This is a genomic window from Stenotrophomonas nitritireducens, from assembly GCF_001431425.1.
In the GTDB taxonomy this organism is placed as follows: domain Bacteria; phylum Pseudomonadota; class Gammaproteobacteria; order Xanthomonadales; family Xanthomonadaceae; genus Stenotrophomonas; species Stenotrophomonas nitritireducens.
Window position 1 is genome coordinate 1 of sequence record NZ_LDJG01000003.1, and the last position, 16,778, is coordinate 16,778.

At 69.4% G+C, this 16,778-nt stretch carries 16 protein-coding genes and 1 pseudogene; 6 read left to right on the top strand and 11 right to left on the bottom strand.

Going from position 1 to position 16,778, the window contains the following annotated elements:
- Nucleotides 1-319: 319 nt before the first annotated feature.
- Nucleotides 320-1,264, bottom strand: a complete 945-nt coding sequence (locus ABB22_RS01890) for a chemotaxis protein (RefSeq protein ID WP_055769082.1) — start codon at nucleotides 1,262-1,264, stop codon at nucleotides 320-322.
- A 301-nt stretch (nucleotides 1,265-1,565) separates the two neighbouring features.
- On the opposite strand from ABB22_RS01890, the gene flgA reads away from it, so the two are divergent.
- The 4 genes from flgA to ABB22_RS01910 all read left to right on the top strand — a co-directional run bounded on the left by flgA (nucleotide 1,566) and on the right by ABB22_RS01910 (nucleotide 4,218).
- On the top strand, nucleotides 1,566-2,210 hold the full coding sequence (flgA, locus tag ABB22_RS01895; protein ID WP_055769085.1) for a flagellar basal body P-ring formation chaperone FlgA: 645 nt from the start codon (nucleotides 1,566-1,568) through the stop codon (nucleotides 2,208-2,210).
- Between the two features lie 65 nt (nucleotides 2,211-2,275).
- Nucleotides 2,276-2,578, top strand: coding sequence for a flagellar biosynthesis anti-sigma factor FlgM (gene flgM, locus ABB22_RS01900; RefSeq protein WP_055769088.1), 303 nt, complete (start codon nucleotides 2,276-2,278; stop codon nucleotides 2,576-2,578).
- Entirely contained in the window at nucleotides 2,575-2,913 is a 339-nt protein-coding gene (locus ABB22_RS01905; protein ID WP_055769092.1) for a hypothetical protein, read from the top strand. Before flgM ends, ABB22_RS01905 begins: the two co-directional genes overlap by 4 nt.
- 132 nt (nucleotides 2,914-3,045) lie before the next feature.
- The gene (locus tag ABB22_RS01910; RefSeq protein WP_055769094.1) at nucleotides 3,046-4,218 is read left to right on the top strand and encodes an ATP-binding protein; all 1,173 of its coding nucleotides are present in this window, start codon (nucleotides 3,046-3,048) and stop codon (nucleotides 4,216-4,218) included.
- Here the strand turns inward: ABB22_RS01910 and ABB22_RS01915 are convergent.
- The 4 genes and pseudogenes from ABB22_RS01915 to ABB22_RS01925 all read right to left on the bottom strand — a co-directional run.
- Complete coding sequence (locus ABB22_RS01915; protein WP_055769098.1) at nucleotides 4,190-4,468, bottom strand: hypothetical protein; 279 nt, start codon at nucleotides 4,466-4,468, stop codon at nucleotides 4,190-4,192. The two genes, ABB22_RS01910 and ABB22_RS01915, sit on opposite strands and share 29 nt — an antisense overlap.
- Before the next feature lie 22 nt (nucleotides 4,469-4,490).
- Nucleotides 4,491-4,682 (bottom strand): hypothetical protein, encoded by a 192-nt coding sequence (locus ABB22_RS18025; RefSeq protein WP_152983995.1) that lies wholly within the window; start codon nucleotides 4,680-4,682, stop codon nucleotides 4,491-4,493.
- A 305-nt stretch (nucleotides 4,683-4,987) separates the two neighbouring features.
- Nucleotides 4,988-6,754 (bottom strand): EAL domain-containing protein, encoded by a 1,767-nt coding sequence (locus ABB22_RS01920; RefSeq protein ID WP_055769101.1) that lies wholly within the window; start codon nucleotides 6,752-6,754, stop codon nucleotides 4,988-4,990.
- A 2-nt stretch (nucleotides 6,755-6,756) separates the two neighbouring features.
- Nucleotides 6,757-7,488: pseudogene (locus ABB22_RS01925) on the bottom strand (sensor histidine kinase); the annotation flags it as partial.
- Nucleotides 7,489-7,878: 390 nt separating this feature from the next.
- Between ABB22_RS01925 and ABB22_RS01930 the strand changes: the two are divergent.
- Nucleotides 7,879-10,671, top strand: a complete 2,793-nt coding sequence (locus ABB22_RS01930) for a bifunctional diguanylate cyclase/phosphodiesterase (protein ID WP_055769104.1) — start codon at nucleotides 7,879-7,881, stop codon at nucleotides 10,669-10,671.
- Between the two features lie 847 nt (nucleotides 10,672-11,518).
- Here ABB22_RS01930 and ABB22_RS01940 read toward each other — a convergent pair.
- From ABB22_RS01940 to ABB22_RS01960, 5 genes are read right to left on the bottom strand one after another with little or no spacing between them, the layout of a single operon-like run.
- Nucleotides 11,519-12,709 (bottom strand): methyl-accepting chemotaxis protein, encoded by a 1,191-nt coding sequence (locus tag ABB22_RS01940; RefSeq protein WP_055769109.1) that lies wholly within the window; start codon nucleotides 12,707-12,709, stop codon nucleotides 11,519-11,521.
- 52 nt (nucleotides 12,710-12,761) lie between these two features.
- The gene (hflD, locus tag ABB22_RS01945) at nucleotides 12,762-13,382 is read right to left on the bottom strand and encodes a high frequency lysogenization protein HflD (RefSeq protein WP_055769112.1); all 621 of its coding nucleotides are present in this window, start codon (nucleotides 13,380-13,382) and stop codon (nucleotides 12,762-12,764) included.
- Nucleotides 13,379-14,512, bottom strand: coding sequence for a tRNA 2-thiouridine(34) synthase MnmA (mnmA, locus tag ABB22_RS01950; RefSeq protein ID WP_055769116.1), 1,134 nt, complete (start codon nucleotides 14,510-14,512; stop codon nucleotides 13,379-13,381). Before mnmA ends, hflD begins: the two co-directional genes overlap by 4 nt.
- Nucleotides 14,509-14,970: an NUDIX hydrolase gene (locus ABB22_RS01955; protein ID WP_055769119.1), complete on the bottom strand. Its 462-nt coding sequence runs from the start codon at nucleotides 14,968-14,970 to the stop codon at nucleotides 14,509-14,511. The genes mnmA and ABB22_RS01955 overlap by 4 nt, the downstream gene beginning before the upstream one ends.
- A gap of 2 nt (nucleotides 14,971-14,972) precedes the next feature.
- Nucleotides 14,973-15,449, bottom strand: coding sequence for a hypothetical protein (locus tag ABB22_RS01960; RefSeq protein WP_055769122.1), 477 nt, complete (start codon nucleotides 15,447-15,449; stop codon nucleotides 14,973-14,975).
- A 105-nt stretch (nucleotides 15,450-15,554) separates the two neighbouring features.
- Here ABB22_RS01960 and clpS point away from each other — a divergent pair, with 105 nt between their 5' ends.
- Nucleotides 15,555-15,875, top strand: a complete 321-nt coding sequence (gene clpS, locus ABB22_RS01965; RefSeq protein ID WP_055769125.1) for an ATP-dependent Clp protease adapter ClpS — start codon at nucleotides 15,555-15,557, stop codon at nucleotides 15,873-15,875.
- A gap of 8 nt (nucleotides 15,876-15,883) precedes the next feature.
- On the opposite strand, the gene ABB22_RS01970 is transcribed toward clpS, so the two are convergent.
- Nucleotides 15,884-16,693: an APH(6)-I family aminoglycoside O-phosphotransferase gene (locus ABB22_RS01970; RefSeq protein ID WP_055769127.1), complete on the bottom strand. Its 810-nt coding sequence runs from the start codon at nucleotides 16,691-16,693 to the stop codon at nucleotides 15,884-15,886.
- Nucleotides 16,694-16,778 lie beyond the last annotated feature (85 nt).

A 16,778-nucleotide genomic window follows, 5' to 3' on the forward strand; every position in this document is an offset into this window, starting at 1 on the left:
GCCTGGGCATGGACGCCCAGATAGTTGGAAATCAGATTGGGCATGGCGCGCCTCCCCGGGGGAACGATGCCCGGGAGGCTGCAAGCGGTGTGCCAGAACCGCAGGAACGGGGGAGGGGGCGGGGAAACGGGGCGGATGAGCGGGGCCGCCGTCCCCATCACCGGGAGGCTCTGGGCTTCCCCCGCCCCTCGTGCCCGGCGCTCCCTGCCCCGCACTGGCACGGCCGGGAACGCCCGCATGCGGGGCGGTCCCTGGATCTATGACGCTGCGAGCGCCTTACCCTTCATGGAAGAGCGCCTGCCTTCACTCCTTGCCGGCTTCAAGCCGCCTCGGCCACCTGGCGCAGGCGGTGCAGCACGAAGTCGGCCAGTTCATGGGGGCTGTACTTGGGCACGAAGGCATTGGCGCCGACGCGCTCCACCATGGCGTTGTTGAACACACCGGACAGGGAGGTATGCAGCAGTACGAACAACCCGGCCAGGCCCGGATGGCGGCGGATTTCCGTCGTCAGGGTGTAGCCGTCCATGGCCGGCATCTCGATGTCGGAGATGACCATGGCATAGCGCTCGGCCGGATTCTCGCCCGCCGCGTGGATCTGCAGGAGGTGTTCCAGGGCCTGCCTGCCGTCCGACAGCAGGGTGGCGGTAACGCCCAGCTGGTCGAGCACGCTGCGGATCTGCTGGCGGGCCACGCGCGAGTCGTCCACCACCAGCACCTGCATCGGCGGCGTGCCGGCGGGCAGGACCATCGATGGATCCAGCACCGCTTCCTTGCTGATCTGGGCGATGTCGGCCAGCACGCTCTCCACGTCGATGACCTGGATCAGCTCCCCCTGGAACCGGGTGACCGCGGTGAGGTAGCTGGCCTCGGCGCCCAGTTCCGGCGGCGGCTGGATGTCCTCCACCGCGATGTTGACGATCCGCTCCACGCCACTGACCAGGAAACCCTGCACCGAACGGTTGAATTCGGTGACAACCAGGTAGCCGGGCGAGGTGTCCGCGTCGGGTTCGCGCTCGGGGTGGCCGATCGCCAGGCCCAGGTCCAGCACCGGCACCGAACGGCCACGCACGTCGGCCACGCCGGAGAACTGCACCGGCAGGCCCGGAACCTGGAACAGGGGCGGGCGCCGCAGCACTTCCTGCACCTTGAAGACATTGACGCCAAAAAGCTGACGGCCGCCGAGACGGAACAGCAGCAGGGCCAGTCGGTTGTGGCCGGCCAGCCGGGTGCGCTGGTCGATGCGGTTGAGCAGGTCATGTGACATGCAGCCGGTATCGGCAGGGCGGGGGCGGGACTTGAGGCCTGGAGCAGGGCAACGGGCGAACAGGAACCCGGAAAGAGGGAAAACCGGACGTCGCCGCAGGGGCAGGGCGCGGCCTGCGTCGGCATTGCCGGGAAGGCCGATACGCGGGCGCGCGCCCCGCATCCAGCAAGGATCGAGCGCCGTTCCCGTCACGGAGGGCTCTTGCCTTCTCCCGCTCCCGGTTCCTGTTCACCCGCTCCGGCCCGTCTGGCACGCCGCTTGCAGCATGCCGGGCGACCTTTCATACATGGCGGAAATTCCCATGCGCCTGTCGGCCCTGCTATGCCTGCTGCTGGCCCTCCCGGCCCAGGCCGGCGATTTCCAGTCGGTAGCCTCGATCCGTGCGGCCGCGCTGTCCACGCTGGACCCGGCCACCGAAGGCGAGGCCAGCGTCGATGCCGGTCTGCGCCTGCCGGCGTGTCCGTCGGCGCTGCAGGCGCGGGCCACCGGCAACCGTACCGTCGAAGTGGCCTGCCCGCAGGCCGGCGGCTGGAGGCTGTTCGTGCCGGTGACCGTGCGCCGCGAGCAGGACGTGCTGGTACTGGCCCGCGGCGTGGCCGCTGGAGAAGTGCTGGCCGCTGCCGATATCGGCAGCGTACGCCGCGACACGGCGCGCATCGCCGGTGCGGTATTGTCCGACCCGCAGGCGGCTGTCGGCCGGGTGGCGCGACGCGCGATGGGCGCCGGCACGCTGCTGTCGGCCGGCGATCTGGTCGCTCCGCGTATCATTCGGCGGGGAGACAGCGTGGCCCTGGTGTCCCGGCGCGGGGGGGTCGAGGTCCGGGTGGCCGGCAAGGCCCTCGCCGACGCAGGCGAGGCCGAGCGGGTTTCGGTCGAGAACCTCTCCTCCCGGCGGGTGGTGCAGGGCGTGGCCACGGCAGCGGGCGACGTGCTGGTTTCCCGATAGATTCCACTAAAGATCGCCCCGTCATTGCCGTTAACCCTTGTGTACCGAAACAGGACTTCCATCACATGAGCCAGAAAATCGACGGCGGGATCACGGCAGGCGCCCAGCTGCGCCCGGTCGCCACGCCCGCCAAGGCCACTCCTGCCGGCGGCACCGAGGCTCGTCCGGTCGAGGCCGCCGACAGCGTGCGCCTGACCGGCGAGGCCACCAGCCTGCAGGCGATGCAGCGCGAACTGTCCGCGGCCCCGGCGATCGACACCGCCCGCGTGCAGGCCGTCCGCGAAGCGCTGGAGAACGGCAGCTACCGGATCGATCCGGATGCCATCGCCAAGCGCATGCTGGACATGGACGGACAGCTGCAGGCATGAAGCTTGGCGTGGCCGATCCACTGCAGCAGCTGAGCGACGCGCTCGATGGCGAGCGCCAGGCGCTGGTCGAGCACGACGTGCAGGCGCTGGTGGCGGCCACGAGCCTGAAACTCGAAGCCCTGCGCATCCTCGAGGCGCGGCCGCCGCTCGAGCATGCCGAGCGGCTGCGCGAACTGGCCGAACGCAACCACGCCAACGGCGTATTGCTGGCCCGACGCCGGCGCGAGGTCAGCTGGGCGCTACGCCAGCTCGGTCGCAGTGAAGCTTCCTCCGCCTACGACGCCAAGGGCCAGGCGCACCTGCTGCATACGCGCAAGCCACTCGCGGTTGCCTGACCGCGCCACGCGCCAGACCCGGCGCGGCGGCACCGGCGCATCCCCGGTTATAGTGGGCGTCCGTTCCGCCGACCCACCGTCTCCGTGGCCGAAAACGCCTCCACTCCATTCGCGCCCCTCCCGTCTCCGGCCATGCTTCATGCATTGAGCGACCGCATGCGCGACGGCATGCTCCTGTTCAACGACAAGGGCGAAGTGGCTCTGGCCAACGCGGTCGTGCGCGAACTGTTCGGTACGCAGCCCGGGGACGTGGCCGAACTGGCGCGGCGCCTGGTCGAACTGCTGCCGCCGGTGGCGCTGGCGCAGGCCCGGGAATCGGGCAGCTGGAGCGGCAGCCTGCCGCTGGGCGCGCGCGCGGTGATCGTGCACCTCTATCACCACGACAACGATGGCGAGCGGGCCTGCCTGGCACTGTTCCGCCATATCGACGGGCAGGAGGACTACGAGAACGAACTGCAGCGCCGCCACGCGGAGCTGCGCCAGGCCTACCTGAGGCTCAACGGCGCGCAGGAAAAACTGCTGCAGTCGGAGAAGATGGCCTCGATCGGCCAGCTGGCGGCCGGTGTCGCCCATGAGATCAACAACCCGATCGGCTACGTCCACTCCAACCTGGGCAGCCTGCAGGAATACCTGCGCAGCCTGTTCACCGTGATCGAGGCCTATGAACGCGCCCTGCGCGCGCCCGACCCCAAGGCCCTGATCCCGGAAATCGACGATATCCGCGACCGCTTGGACATCGACTTCATCAGCCGCGACCTGCCGCAGCTGATGGCCGAATCGCGCGAGGGCATCGAGCGGGTGACGCGCATCGTGCGCGACCTGAAGGACTTCTCCTACTCCGGGCGCGACGAGTCGTGGAAGCTGGCCGACCTGCACTCGGGGCTGGAATCGACCATCAACATCATCTGGAACGAACTCAAGTACAAGGTCACGCTGGAGCGCCGTTTCGGTGAGCTGCCGATGGTCGAATGCCTGCCGTCGGAGTTGAACCAGGTGTACATGAACATGCTGCTCAACGCAGGCCAGGCGATCGCCGAGCGCGGGCATATCGTGGTCGGCACCGGCGTGGACGGGGACGAGGTCTGGATCGAGTTCCAGGACAACGGTTCGGGCATTTCCCCCGAGCTGCGCCAGCGCATCTTCGATCCGTTCTTCACCACCAAGCCGGTGGGCAGCGGCACCGGGCTTGGGTTGTCGATCTCCTACGGCATCGTCAACAAGCACCACGGCCGCATCGACGTGGACAGCACGCCGGGGCAGGGCGCCACGTTCCGGATCACGTTGCCGGTGCGGCAGCCGAAGTAGGCGGCCGGGCCTTGGCCGCTTCGATCGCCGCGGCCAAGGCCTGCGACTGGTCGAACGGCACCTCGTGCGAGGTGCAGGCCAGATCGATGCGCCGGCGCGAGGACGCCAGCAACCACGACCGGGTCTGCTCGTGCGCCTGCTCCCGGGCGCGCGCCACTTCGGGAGGCGTTCCCGCATCCGCTGGCGGCGCCGGTTCAGCGAGCAGGATCAGCGGCAGCTCGCCCAGGTCTTCGCCGGGCGGCACCGGCACGGCGAACAGGACGGTGTTGGCGTCAAGTTCCGAGCGCAGCTTGCGCCGGTAGGCCGGTTGCAGCTTGCGCGTAGCGACGCACGATATTGCTGCCGAGCGCGTGGTCGACCAGCACCCGCGGCGTGTCCAGGCGAGCGGCCGCGATCAGCGCGACGAGGTCGACGATGTCCGCGTCCAGATCGCGCGGCAGCGGACCTTCGTCACTTGTAGCCATAGCCGGCACGGTCGCAGGCGCAGATGCGCACCGCGGCCGGCAACAGCCCCTGCACCCGGTACCAGGTGGACGAATCGGCATTGGCGCCGGCCTCCAGCAGCACCGTGCGCGGGCCGGCGCCGGAGCAGCACAGGTCGAGCGCGGCCCGGTTCGACCGCGACCTTCCCGCCGGGAGCGGCACAGGCCAGCGGCAGGGACGGCGCGGCGGCCGCGAGGGCAGGCAGGCACAGCAGCCCCCTTACTTCCAGGGGAACATCGCCTTCATCCTTCCTCCGCACCTGCGGCCCGGGATCGTCCGGAGAGGCTCAGCCGCCGTCGCCGGGCAGGGTGTCGCGCCTTGGCAGGCCGGTCGCCTCGCGGCCCTTGCGCAGTTCGTCGTGGGTGCGGAACGCCTGGCGGATGTGCTCGCGCAGTTCGTCGTCGTTCCAGGGCTTGGTCAGGAAGCGGTAGATCGCGCCGCGGTTGATGGCGTCGGTGACGGTGTTCAGATCCGTATAGCCGGACAGTACCAGGCGGATGGTGTCCGGGTAGAGCATCTTCACCCGCCCCAGGAACTCGGTGCCGCTCATGTCGCTCATGCGCTGGTCGGACAGGATCACCTGCACGTCGTTGATCGCCAGCAGGTCGAAGGCGTCGCGCACGTTGCCTGCGGCCAGGATGCGGTAGCCGTCGCGGCGGAACAGGCGCACCAGCGAACGCAGCACGTTCTCCTCGTCGTCGAGCAGCAGCAGGGTACGGTCCGGGCGGGTCTCGGCGAAGGCTTCCGGGCGCAGGTAGCGGCGGCGCAGGGTCATGCCGGCGGCTTCGGCCGACATCGGTTCGCCGAACAGATAGCCCTGGAACACGTCGCAGTCGTTGCGGCGCAGGAAACCCAGCTGCGCCTGCGACTCGACGCCATTGGCGATCACGGTCATGCCCAGCTGGTGGCCCATGGCGATGATCGCGCGCGAGATCGCCGCCTCGCGGTTGGCCGCCGGCGCGCTCTTGATGAAGCTGCGGTCGATCTTGAGCTTGTCCACCGGGTAGCGCACCAGGGCGCTCAGGCTGGAATCGCCGGTGCCGAAATTGTCCAGGCTCAGGCTGATGCCTTCGTTGCGCAGGTTGGCCAGCGTCTCGTAGACGAAATTGACGTTGTTGGTCAGCGCGCTTTCGTTGATCTCCAGGGTCAGCATGCGCGCCGGCACGCCAGTGGACTGCAGCAGCACCATGACCTCGGCGAAGAAGCCCGGGCGCAACAGCTGCAGCGTGGACACGTTGACCGCGACGTTGAAGTCGTCGAAGCCCTGGTCGCGCCAGATGCGCGCCTGGCGCAGGGTCATTTCCAGCACCCAGGCGCCGATCTGGACGATGATCCCCAGCCGCTCGGCGGTGCGCATGAAGCGTTCCGGCACCAGCATGCCCAGTGTCGGCGACTGCCAGCGCAGCAGCGCCTCCATGCCCACGACGTGGCCATCGCGGGCGCTGACCAGCGGCTGGTAGCGCAGGCGCAGCTCGCCGTTCTCGATGGCGTCCACCAGCTGCCGGGAAATGATGCTCTCGCTGTGCGCGCTGAGCGGCTTGTGCAGCATGTGCACCTGCACGACGTTGCCGCCTTCGCGGCCGGCCTGGTGCAGCGCGTCCTCGGCCAGGTCGAGCAGGCGGCTGGGGTCGGTGGCGTGTTCCGGGCACAGCGACACGCCGATCTTCGCGGTCAGGAACAGGGTATAGGGCAGCACCGACAGCGGAAGCTCCATCTGCTGGCGCAACTGCTCGGCCATTTCCTCGGGCAACGGCACCCCGCCGGCGCGCGGGATCGCCAGTACGAACTCGTCGCTGCCGTGCCGCCAAAGCCGGCCACGGCCACGCAGGTGCTCATCCAGCCGCTGCGCGATCAGTACCAGCGCCTGGTCGCCGACCTCGGCGCTCATGTTCTCGTTGACCGAAGCGAAATGGTCGATGTCCAGATGCAGCAGCATCAGCGGGGTACCGCCGCTGGCGGCAGCGGCGACCATGGCCGCGAGCTCGGGATTGCCCGCCCCCAGGCGCGGAGGGGCGGGCATCGCGGCAGCCGGTTGCGGCGCGGGGTTCCACATCCTCAGACTCCCTGGCAGGCGGTCGCCTGCGGCTTTCGGTAAGGCAGGTGCAGCTCGACCCGGGTGCCTTCGCCGGGTGCGGTATGGATGCGCAACCAGCCGCCGACGCTCTGCGCGCGCTCGCGCATGACCACCAGCCCCAGGCCGCGTGGGCCGTCGGGGTCGAAGCCTTCGCCATCGTCGACCACCCGCAACCGCAGCCGGCCGGCGCCGTCGTCCTCCAGGCACAGCTGGACCTGGCTGGCCATGGCGTGGCGCAGGACGTTGGTCAGGCTTTCCTGGGCGATGCGGAAGCAGGCCTGCTCGACCTCGTTGTCCGGCCGCTGCGGCAGGGCGTCCACCTCCATCTGCAGTTCCACCGGCGAAGAGCGGAACAGCTGCCCGGCCTGCCAGCGCAGGGCGGCCTCCAGCCCCAGGGCGTCGAGCTGCGGCGGGCGCAGCAGCATCGACAGGTTGCGCAGGCGCACCACGGTGCTGTCGACCAGTTCCACGATCTGTCCCAGGTCCTCCCGGCGCCGAGGCGCATCGTCCTCGTCCATCGCCGCGTGCGCGGCCAGCTTGATCGCGGTGACCGCCTGGCCGATATCGTCGTGCAGGTCGCGGGAAATGGCCCGGCGCTCGTCCTCCTGCACCGAGAACAGGCGTCCGGCCATGGCCTGCAGTTCCCGGTTCCCGGTTTCCAGCGCCTTGCGCCCGGCCTCCAGCTCGGCCAGGTCGCGCGCCGCCAGCACCCGCACCTGGGCCAGGCGCGGAAGGAGCAGCGCCAGAGCCAGTGCCATGTAGACCGCCACCAGCATGACGGAGATCACAGTCCAGGCCAGCGGATGGGCCGGGATCGCCCCCCAGGCCCAGGGCAGCACGCCGCACAGCAGGATCAGCGCGCCACCGGCCGCCACTACCCCATAGGTAGTGCGTTGCAGGCAGGCCATTGCAGAGTCCGTGGATGCCGGGTGCCGGGAAGGAGGGGAGCCGTTGTGCATTTCCGTGGCGGGGGGCCGTGTTCGATCCGCCCACATCTTAACGGGCCGTCGCCAACCACGATGACGGAGTACTCAATTTCTTTTCGCGGCTGCCGTTATGGATAGAGTTCCCGGACCTCGGGCGGATTACTGGAGCGGTAGCGCGTGGATCAGGGCGTGATTGCGAGCATGATGAGCCACCCGCTGGAGGGGGCGATCGTGCTGCTCGATCCGGAGGGCCATCCGCTGGCCGCCAATGCCGCGGCCCGTACGCTGGACCTGCCGCGCAGGCTGCTGGGCCATCGCCAGGCGTTGCTGGGGCTGCGCGACCGGGTCGCCGGCGAAGGGCTGCTGCCCTGTTCGGTACCCGCCGGCGAGCAGCGCCTGGATGGTTTCCTGAGCGCGGCGCGTGCGCAGGACGGAACGGTCTGCGCCTATATCTATAGTGTCGCTCCGGCCACTCCCCTGGCGGACGGGCGCTGGTCGAAACTGCTGCATGACGCAGGGCACGGCGTCTGGGAGTGGGACGTGCCGGCCCACCTGCTGGCCCATCTGGAAGGGCAGGCCGGCGCCGGCGCCGGCATCGCCGTCGATACCGTGCAGGAATGGCTGGAGCGGACCCATCCGGGCGACCGCAGCGCGCAGCGGGCCGCACTGCAGGCGCACCTGCAGGACGCCGCCGTGCCCTATGCCTGCCGCATGCGCGTGCGCCGGGCCGATGGCAGCTGGCAACTCGTGCACGATCACGGCCAGGTGGTGGCGCGGACGGCCGACGGTCATCCGCTGCGCATGGCCGGCATCCGCATCGGTGTCGCCGCGCAGGATCTGCCGGGCGCCGACATACAGGAACAACAGGCGCAAATGCGCCAGCTGCAACGCATCGCGGGCCTCGGCACCTGGTCCTGGGAGCGCGATGGCGCCGGCTTTTCCTGGTCCGACGAACTGCATGCCGCCGTCGGCCAGGCCCCGGGCAGGCTGCCCACCGGCCGTCGCTGGCTGGACCTGCTCGACGGCGCCGCCCGCGCCCAGGTGCGGGCGGCGTGGCGGCGGCTGCACCGCGAAGGCCAGCCGCACGCTTTCGAGCTCGTGCTGCCGCCCGGGCCGATCGAAACCTCCGGCATCCACCTGCGGGTCTGGATGCATCCCGAACACGATGCGACAGGGCGCGTCCACCGCGTGGCCGGGCTGCTGAAGAACGTCACCGAGCAGCGCCAGACCGATGCGTTGATCCGCTGGCGCACCGAACTGCTCAATCGCGTCTCGGCCCTGGGCCGCATCGGCGGTTGCGAGATCGAAGTGGCCACCCGCGGCATGCTCTGGACCGACGAGTGCTACCGCATCCATGGCCTGCGCAAGGAACCGGTCACGCTGGAGCAGGCGCTGGCCCTCTACACGCCGGACTCGCGCGACAGTTTCGAGGCGGCGCTCACCCGTATCGCCGAAGGCGGCCTGCCCGAGCAGCTGGACCTGTGCTTCTACCGGCATTCGGGGCAGCGCGTGTGGGTGCAGGTGCAGATCGAACTGGACCGCCGCGAAGGCCTGCCGGAGCGTTTCGTGGTGCTGTTCCGCGACATCACCCGCGAACGCGAGGCCAACGAGCGCATCGAACTGCTGGCCCACTACGACCTGCTGACCGGGCTGCCCAACCGCATCCTGCTGCGCGAGCAGGCCGAGGAGGCCATCGCCGAATCGCGCCGCAACGGCACGGTCCTGGCGATGCTGTTCGTCGACCTGGACGGCTTCAAGTCCATCAACGACACCTTCGGCCACGCCACCGGCGACATGCTGCTCAAGGCCGCCGCCGCGCGCCTGCACCAGAACCTGCGCAACGCCGACCTGTTCGCGCGCTTCAACGGCGACGAGTTCGTGGTCGTGCTGCGCGACCTGGCCGACCCGGCAGACGCCGGCCATGTCGCACGCAAGCTGATCGCTTCGCTGGCTTCGCCCCTGCATCGCGGCGACACCACGCTGAAGGTCGGCGCCAGCGTCGGCATCGCGCTCGCCGACGACAGCCATCGCGACTTCGATACGCTGCTGCGCGCGGCCGACGCCGCCATGCACGCGGCCAAGGAAGCCGGGCGCAACACCTACCAGTACTACAGCCAGGACGTACTGGCCGGGATCCAGCGGCGCCTGCAGATCGAACATGCGCTGCATGGCGCGCTCGAGCGCGAGGAATTCCAGCTGGTCTACCAGCCGCTGGTCAACGTCGATCCGGCGCGGCCTCCGGCCATCGAGGCGCTGCTGCGCTGGGTCTGCCCGGAACTGGGCCCATGCAGCCCCGCCGAGTTCATCCCGGTGGCGGAGAAGTGCGGCGAAATCGCCCGCATCGGCGAGTGGGTGCTGAACGAAGCCTGCCGCCAGGCCGCCGTCTGGCACGCCGCGGGGCTGGCGTTCGAGCGCATCGCGGTCAACGTATCGGCCATGCAGCTGCGCGAGCGCGGCTTCGCCGAACAGGTCATCGCCATCTGCGAGCGCCACCGCTGGCCATCGCAGCGCCTGGAACTGGAATTGACCGAATCGGCGCTTATCCGCGACAGCGACGCGCTGCGCCAGTGCTTCGACACCTTCGAACGCAACGGCGTGCTGCTGGCCGTGGACGATTTCGGCACTGGCTTTTCCAACCTGCATTACCTCAACCGCTTCCCGGTGCAGCGCCTGAAAATCGACCGCAGCTTCGTCCAGCGCATGCTGCACGACGCCGGCACCGCCGAGGTGACGCAGGCCATCGTCCACCTCGGTCACGCCCTGGGCATGCAGGTGGTGGCCGAAGGCGTGGAAACGCGCCAGGAAGAAGCCCTGCTGCTGCGGCAGGGCTGCGACGAGATACAGGGCTACCTGTACTCGCGTCCGCTGCCGTCGCGGGACATGGCGCAATGGTTGCGCCAGGGGCCCGGCGGCGACGGACCGAGCCCGACGCTGTCCGCGCAAACGGACCGCCCGGTCGCCGTACTCTGAATCTCCAGCGCATCGCATTCCGCTTTCCCGCGCGGCAAGCTCCGCGCAATCGCGGCGTTGCCGGGCCTGTGATCCGTTTGCGCGCTCCACGGCGAGCGTCGTGGCTGCATCGGGGCGACAGGGCGACAGGGGTTGCCGCCATCGGTAACCGCAGCCTTCCAGGCGATCGACGGGCCATGTCAAAACCATGCCCGATCGTTCCGCTAGTGGGTTCCTGACACGACTCCATCGATGAAGTCCGACTCCATGCCCGTCCGGCGATACCCGGCAGCGGGCCTCGATGCGCCGCACCCATGCGGCGCCGGCGTGGACCATGGCTGGCTACAGGGCCGCCGGTAACCGCGGGGCGGCAGAGTGGCGCCAAACGCCCGCGATCCTGGCAGGGCGCAGGCGCCGGCATGACTTCATCTCGGCCGCGAGGCGGTCCATGGCCATCGTTCATGGCCAGCCGGCGCACCGCAGGGCCATGGTCGATACGGCCTGGAAGGCGGGTGATTCGGAGTGACGCCACCTTCGGTTCCGCGGCAGAGGGCCACGATCCGAGGGAGGCCAGGCCTAAAGCGCGAGATCCCAGGCCACCAGGATCGCAAGCAGCTCGTCCCGCTCGGGTACATCCGCGATCCGCATCCGCGGCATGCAGGACAGCTCCCGCTGTGCCTGCGTCTCCAGCGCCGCCAAACGGCCCAGGGCCGCTGCGCTCCCGGGACCCCGCGCGGAATCCCGCTCCGCAGGCGTGCAACGCGCGGGGGTTCCAGTTCCAGGTGCCGTCTTCACTGCGACCGGGAAGGACGCCCGCAACGACGAAACCCCGGCCTGGGCCGGGGTCCTTGTTTCGCCACGCGGGGAATCAGAACAGTTCAACCGTTCCCGCGCCCATGCTCTGCTGCGCCACCGGCTTGTGCGGCGGGCGCTCCCACTCGTTGCGCATATCGCGCAGGCGGCTGCCGGTGCGCTGCAGTGCGGCCACCAGCTCGCTGTCGAGCACGCCGCCACTGCGGTGCAGCAGTTCCTGCAGCGCCACGGCCTCGCGGTTGATCGCGGTCAGGCGGTCCAGATGGGTATGCACGCCGCCCAGTGCCTGGGTGGCGATGTCCTCGAACTGCAGGGCGCGCACCGCCTCGGCGACGCTGCTGTCGATGGCGCGGCCGCACTCGGAGATCTCGCGCATGCCTTCGCCCAGCGAACTGTTGATCGCCGCCACGTTGTCCAGCATGGCCGCCGCTTCATGGCGCGCCTCGCGGGAGCGGTCCATGTCGCGCGAGGCCATGTGGGTGACGGTCTCGCGGACCTTGGCGATGGCGTCCTTGGAACTGTGCGCCAGCTTGCGGATCTGCTCGTTGAAGGTGGTCGAGCGCTCGGACAGGTTGCGCACCTCGTCGGCGACCACCGCGAACCCGCGCCCGGCCTCACCGGCGCGCGCGGCTTCGATGGCGGCGTTCAGCGCCAGCAGGTTGGTCTGGTCGGCGATGGACTTCACGTCCTCCAGCAGGGCGAAGATGCCGTCCAGGTGCTGCGCCATCTGGTCGATGTGCTGCACGGTATTGCTGCTCTGGCCGCTGACCTGCTCCAGCGCCTCGACCAGCTGCTCCATCTGGTGGCTGGCATGCTGGGCGAAACGGGCCACGTCCACGCCGCCATGGCCTTCCTCGCCGGCGCGGTCGACGATGCGGGCCAGCGCCTGGCTCTGCTGGCGCGACTTGCGGTTCATCGCATCGAAGCTGCTGCCCAGGCCCGATACCGCCTGGCGGATCAGCTCGCGGGCGCGCTCGATCTCGCCGCGCGAACCGTCGATCTCGTTGCTGACGAAACTGCGCAGCTCGTTGAGCAGCTGGTCCTGTTCCTTGAGCACGCGGGCATGCTCGGGCGAACGCTGCGACTGGCTGTAGGCGCTCCAGTAGGCGAACACCAGCCAGCTCAGCGCCATCGTGGTCAGGATCGCCCACACCACGGCCACGGGCCATGCGAACGCCAGCGCCAATGCCAGCAGGAAGGTAAGGGCCAGCGGGGCGGCCAGGCGGATTGCAATGCGTGAATACATGGACGTTCTCGGGAGAGTCACGATTGCAGTATCGGCCGGGGGGGGGCGGTCTTTAGCCTCCGTGAAGGCGCCGCCCGATCGCCTCGAGCATGGCCTTGCGCGAAAACAGGAAATCCCAGTAGCTGCCGCCGAGCTGGCGCCACAGCACCGCCGAGCGCACCGCGGCCAGCAGCAGGGCACGGATCTCCGCGACCACGCCGGCCTGCCCCAGATAGTGCGGGTTGCCCTGCACCATGATCCGCGGCTTGAGCTGGCTGATGGTGTCCGCATACAGGGCGCCCATGGCCGCCAGCACGTCCGGATGGGCCGGATCGCCCAGTTCGCCCGCCTGTACGGCGGCGCGCTCGATGCCGGCCTGGACCTTGTCCACGGTCGCGCCTTCGCGCACGAAGCGGCGCTCCAGCTGCAGCACCGACAACGCAAGGCGCGGCAGCAGCTCGTCCTTGCCGCTGTTGCCGAAATAGTCGCGCAGCAGGCGCAGCCCGGCCTCCACCTGGCGGTCGTCGCCGTACACCGCGGCGGGCGAGGGCGCATCGATGCGGATCACGCTGTCCATGGCGGTGCGCACCACCGCGGCGTCGGAATGGCCGGTCTCGGCGATGCGCCTTACCTGCTGCAGGGCCTGGGCGATGCCGGCCAGCGCCAGGACACGGTCGTCGAAGGAAGAACTCATGCTTGCCTCTCAAGGAAATCGGGCCGGGACGCGCGCTGCTCCAGCGGTGCGTCGGTGGTGGCGATGACCGCGCCGCCCAGGCATTCGGCGCCGTCGTACAGCACCAGCGACTGGCCGGGCGTGACCGCCCGTTGCGGCCGGTCGAAATCGACCTGCAGGGTGCCATCGTCGCGCACGCTCACGCTGCAGGCCTCGTCCGGCTGCCGGTAGCGGGTCTGGGCGGTGCACCGGAAGCGGCCGGCGGGCGCGCTGCCGGCGATCCAGTGCATGGATTCGGTATGCAGACGGTTGGACTGCAGCCAGGGGCTGTCGTGGCCCTGGTCGACGTACAGGATGTTGGCCGCCACGTCCTTGCCGACCACGTACCAGGGGGCGGCCGGCCGGCCGCGCACGCCACCGATGTTCAGGCCTTCGCGCTGGCCCAGGGTAAAATAGAACACACCAGGATGGCGGCCGATGGACTGTCCGTCCGGGTCGCGGATCTCGCCCTCGCGGGCGGGCAGGTACTGGCCCAGGAACTGGCGGAAATCGCGCTCGCCGATGAAGCAGATGCCGGTGGAATCCTTCTTCGCATGGGTCGGCAGCCCGGCCTCCTGGGCGATGCGGCGCAGCTGGCTCTTCTCCAGGTGGCCGATCGGGAACAGGGTGGCGGCCAACTGCTCCTGGCCCAGCTGGTGCAGGAAATAGCTCTGGTCCTTGCCGCGGTCGGCCCCGCGCAGCAGGCGCCAGCGGCCGGCGGATTGTTCCACCCGGGCATAATGGCCGGTGGCGATGCGCTCGGCCCCGAGCTCGCGGGCGGCGTCGAGGAAATGCTTGAACTTGACCTCGCGGTTGCACAGCACATCCGGATTGGGCGTGCGCCCGGCCGCGTATTCGGCCAGGAAGTGCTCGAACACGCCCTGCCAGTACTCGGCGGAGAAATCGCGGAAATGGAACGGGATGCCCAGCCGCCCGCAGACTGCCACCGCATCGCGGCGGTCGTCCTCGGCACGGCAATGGCCGCTGCCATCGTCCGCCCAGTTCTGCATGAACAGGCCGGCGACATCCAACCCCTGCTGCACCAGGACGAGTGCGGCGACAGAGGAATCCACGCCGCCGGACACGCCGACGACCACACCCGGCCGGCTCATGGCACCTGCCTCAACATCGACAACGGATGGCGTTGCCCGGCCAGCCAGTCCGACACGGCCTGCCAGACCAGCGGGCTGCGCAGCCGCGCCATGTCGGCCTGCAATGCGGCCGGAGTCAGCCACAGCGCCCGCACGATGCCGATATCCAGCGGCTGATCCGGGTAATGCCGCACCGGCTCGGCGGCGAAGGCGAAGCGCAGGAACGGCTTGCCGTCCGGCGCATCCCACTGGTAAGCACCGATGAAAGCGCTCGGCCGCACCTCCCAGCCGGTTTCCTCGCGGGTCTCGCGCACCGCGGCTTCGACCAGGCTTTCGCCCGGTTCCAGGTGGCCGGCCGGCTGGTTCAACACGCGCCGGCCATGCTTTTCCTCTTCCACCAGCAACAACTGCCCGGCGCGGGACACCACGGTGGCCACGGTGACATGCGGCGCCCAGCGCTGGGAGCTCAACGCGTTCACCCTCAGTACTCGTCCTTGGCCGTCAATTCCAGTTCGATGGCATCGGCGCTCTTGATCGCCGCATCGATGGCGTCGCTGAGGACATCGGCTTTCGCGTTTGCGTCGATCTTGACCACGAACATGGCCATGTCGCCCTGCTTGACCCAGCTGCCGAGCTTGGAATCATTGGAGTCCTCGAGCAGGCGGTTGGCCACCAGGGCAGGCAGCTGCGCGCTGGCGGACTTGTAGCCCGGCGACCAGATCTCGCGGATGCGATGGGTGCCATAGGTCTCGACCGAGGAGCGCACGAACACCAGCTGGGTGCGGTCGCCCTCCATGTCGAACACCATGCGGTAATCGCCGTCGTCGTCGATCTCGTACTTGTACTCCAGCGAGTCGAGCAGCCGCCCGACCGCGGCATCGGGCTCGCCGGCGAGCGCCGTCCCGGCCATGCCGCACAACATGCCCGCCATCATCATTCCGGCCACGTACTTCTTCATGCTTTCCCTGCGGGATTGGTTGATCAGGCGCAAATTGTGCGTTGGCCGGGGCGTTCGAGTCCAATTCGGCGCAGCTTCGCGGGGCCAGCCGGTATAATTGCGCGCATGCCCCGCAAGCTCCAACACGAGAACGATCACGGCCTGCTGGTGGAACCCGGCAAGCCCGAGGTCGCACCGCCGCCGCTGTACCAGGTGATGCTGCTGAACGACGACTACACGCCGATGGATTTCGTGGTCGCCGTGCTGCAGAACTTCTTCGCCATGGACCTGGACAAGGCCACCCAGGTGATGCTGCACGTCCATACCCGCGGCCGCGGCATCTGCGGCGTCTACAGCCGCGAGGTGGCCGAGACCAAGGTCGCGCAGGTCAACGAGTTCGCGCGGATGAACCAGCACCCGCTGCTGTGCACGATGGAGAAGGCCTGACCGGCCCGTCAGCCGGCCAGCGCCTGCAGCGCCAGCGCGACGACCGCCAGGTCGACATCGGCCCGGTCCCCGTCGTCCAGGAACCAGGTCGCCGACAGCCCGCGGCTGGCCGCGATCCAGCGCAGCAGGCGCGTGCGTTCGAGGCCGGCTTCCGCCGATACCTGCGCCAGGCGCGCGTGGAAGCGCCCGGGCCGGACGGCGACATGGATGCCCGGGCCGCACAGGTCCGGATTGGCGAACAATGCCGTGTAGTCGAAGGCGCGGTCACCCTGCAGGCGCTTGGGGTCGATCGCCAGCCAGCCGCGCGCACCGAAATCGAGCACGTTGTCGTGGTGCAGATCGCCATGCAGCGGCATCCGCTCCTGTTCGGCGGCAAGCAGTTCCTCCGCCAGCGATCTGCACTGTTCCAGCATTGGCGACAGTCCCGTGCGCGGCCGCAGCAGATCGGCGAACCATTCCCGCAGCGGGACCAGGCCCGGCGGCGCCACGCCGCGCGGCCGGTGCAGGCGCTCCAGCACCCCGCACAGGATCGTGGTGCATGCCGCGTCTGCGCCCTCGATCGAGCGCCGGCGCAATGATTCCCCCTCGGCGCGCTCGAGCAGGATCGCCGGGCCGTCGTGCGCCAGCAGCCGGGCAGCACCATCGCCGTCCCACCAGCGCAGCAGGCGGTGGGCATCGCGCTCGTCGTCCGCGCTGCTCACCTTCAACATCGCCGGCGCCCCGGCCGGTGTCAGCACCGGCCACAGCCGCGCGCGCGGCGTGCTGATCGGCGCGCCATCGCGACGCAACTGCCAGCGGGTAAGGTAGGGTTCGCTCATGGTGCAAGGCCCCCCCCAAGCGAGGGCCGTCGCGCCAGCCGCAGTGCTAACGCTGTCTGAACACCGGCATCCGGTAGGGTGATGG

Bases quoted from the DNA above. Each gene is read 5' to 3' on its own strand.
- ABB22_RS01890 (WP_055769082.1), bottom strand. From the start codon at position 1,264: ATGTCACATGACCTGCTCAACCGCATCGACCAGCGCACCCGGCTGGCC.
- flgA (WP_055769085.1), top strand. From the start codon at position 1,566: ATGCGCCTGTCGGCCCTGCTATGCCTGCTGCTGGCCCTCCCGGCCCAG.
- flgM (WP_055769088.1), top strand. From the start codon at position 2,276: ATGAGCCAGAAAATCGACGGCGGGATCACGGCAGGCGCCCAGCTGCGC.
- ABB22_RS01905 (WP_055769092.1), top strand. From the start codon at position 2,575: ATGAAGCTTGGCGTGGCCGATCCACTGCAGCAGCTGAGCGACGCGCTC.
- ABB22_RS01910 (WP_055769094.1), top strand. From the start codon at position 3,046: ATGCTTCATGCATTGAGCGACCGCATGCGCGACGGCATGCTCCTGTTC.
- ABB22_RS18025 (WP_152983995.1), bottom strand. From the start codon at position 4,682: ATGGCTACAAGTGACGAAGGTCCGCTGCCGCGCGATCTGGACGCGGAC.
- ABB22_RS01920 (WP_055769101.1), bottom strand. From the start codon at position 6,754: ATGTGGAACCCCGCGCCGCAACCGGCTGCCGCGATGCCCGCCCCTCCG.
- ABB22_RS01940 (WP_055769109.1), bottom strand. From the start codon at position 12,709: ATGTATTCACGCATTGCAATCCGCCTGGCCGCCCCGCTGGCCCTTACC.
- hflD (WP_055769112.1), bottom strand. From the start codon at position 13,382: ATGAGTTCTTCCTTCGACGACCGTGTCCTGGCGCTGGCCGGCATCGCC.
- mnmA (WP_055769116.1), bottom strand. From the start codon at position 14,512: ATGAGCCGGCCGGGTGTGGTCGTCGGCGTGTCCGGCGGCGTGGATTCC.
- ABB22_RS01960 (WP_055769122.1), bottom strand. From the start codon at position 15,449: ATGAAGAAGTACGTGGCCGGAATGATGATGGCGGGCATGTTGTGCGGC.
- clpS (WP_055769125.1), top strand. From the start codon at position 15,555: ATGCCCCGCAAGCTCCAACACGAGAACGATCACGGCCTGCTGGTGGAA.
- ABB22_RS01970 (WP_055769127.1), bottom strand. From the start codon at position 16,693: ATGAGCGAACCCTACCTTACCCGCTGGCAGTTGCGTCGCGATGGCGCG.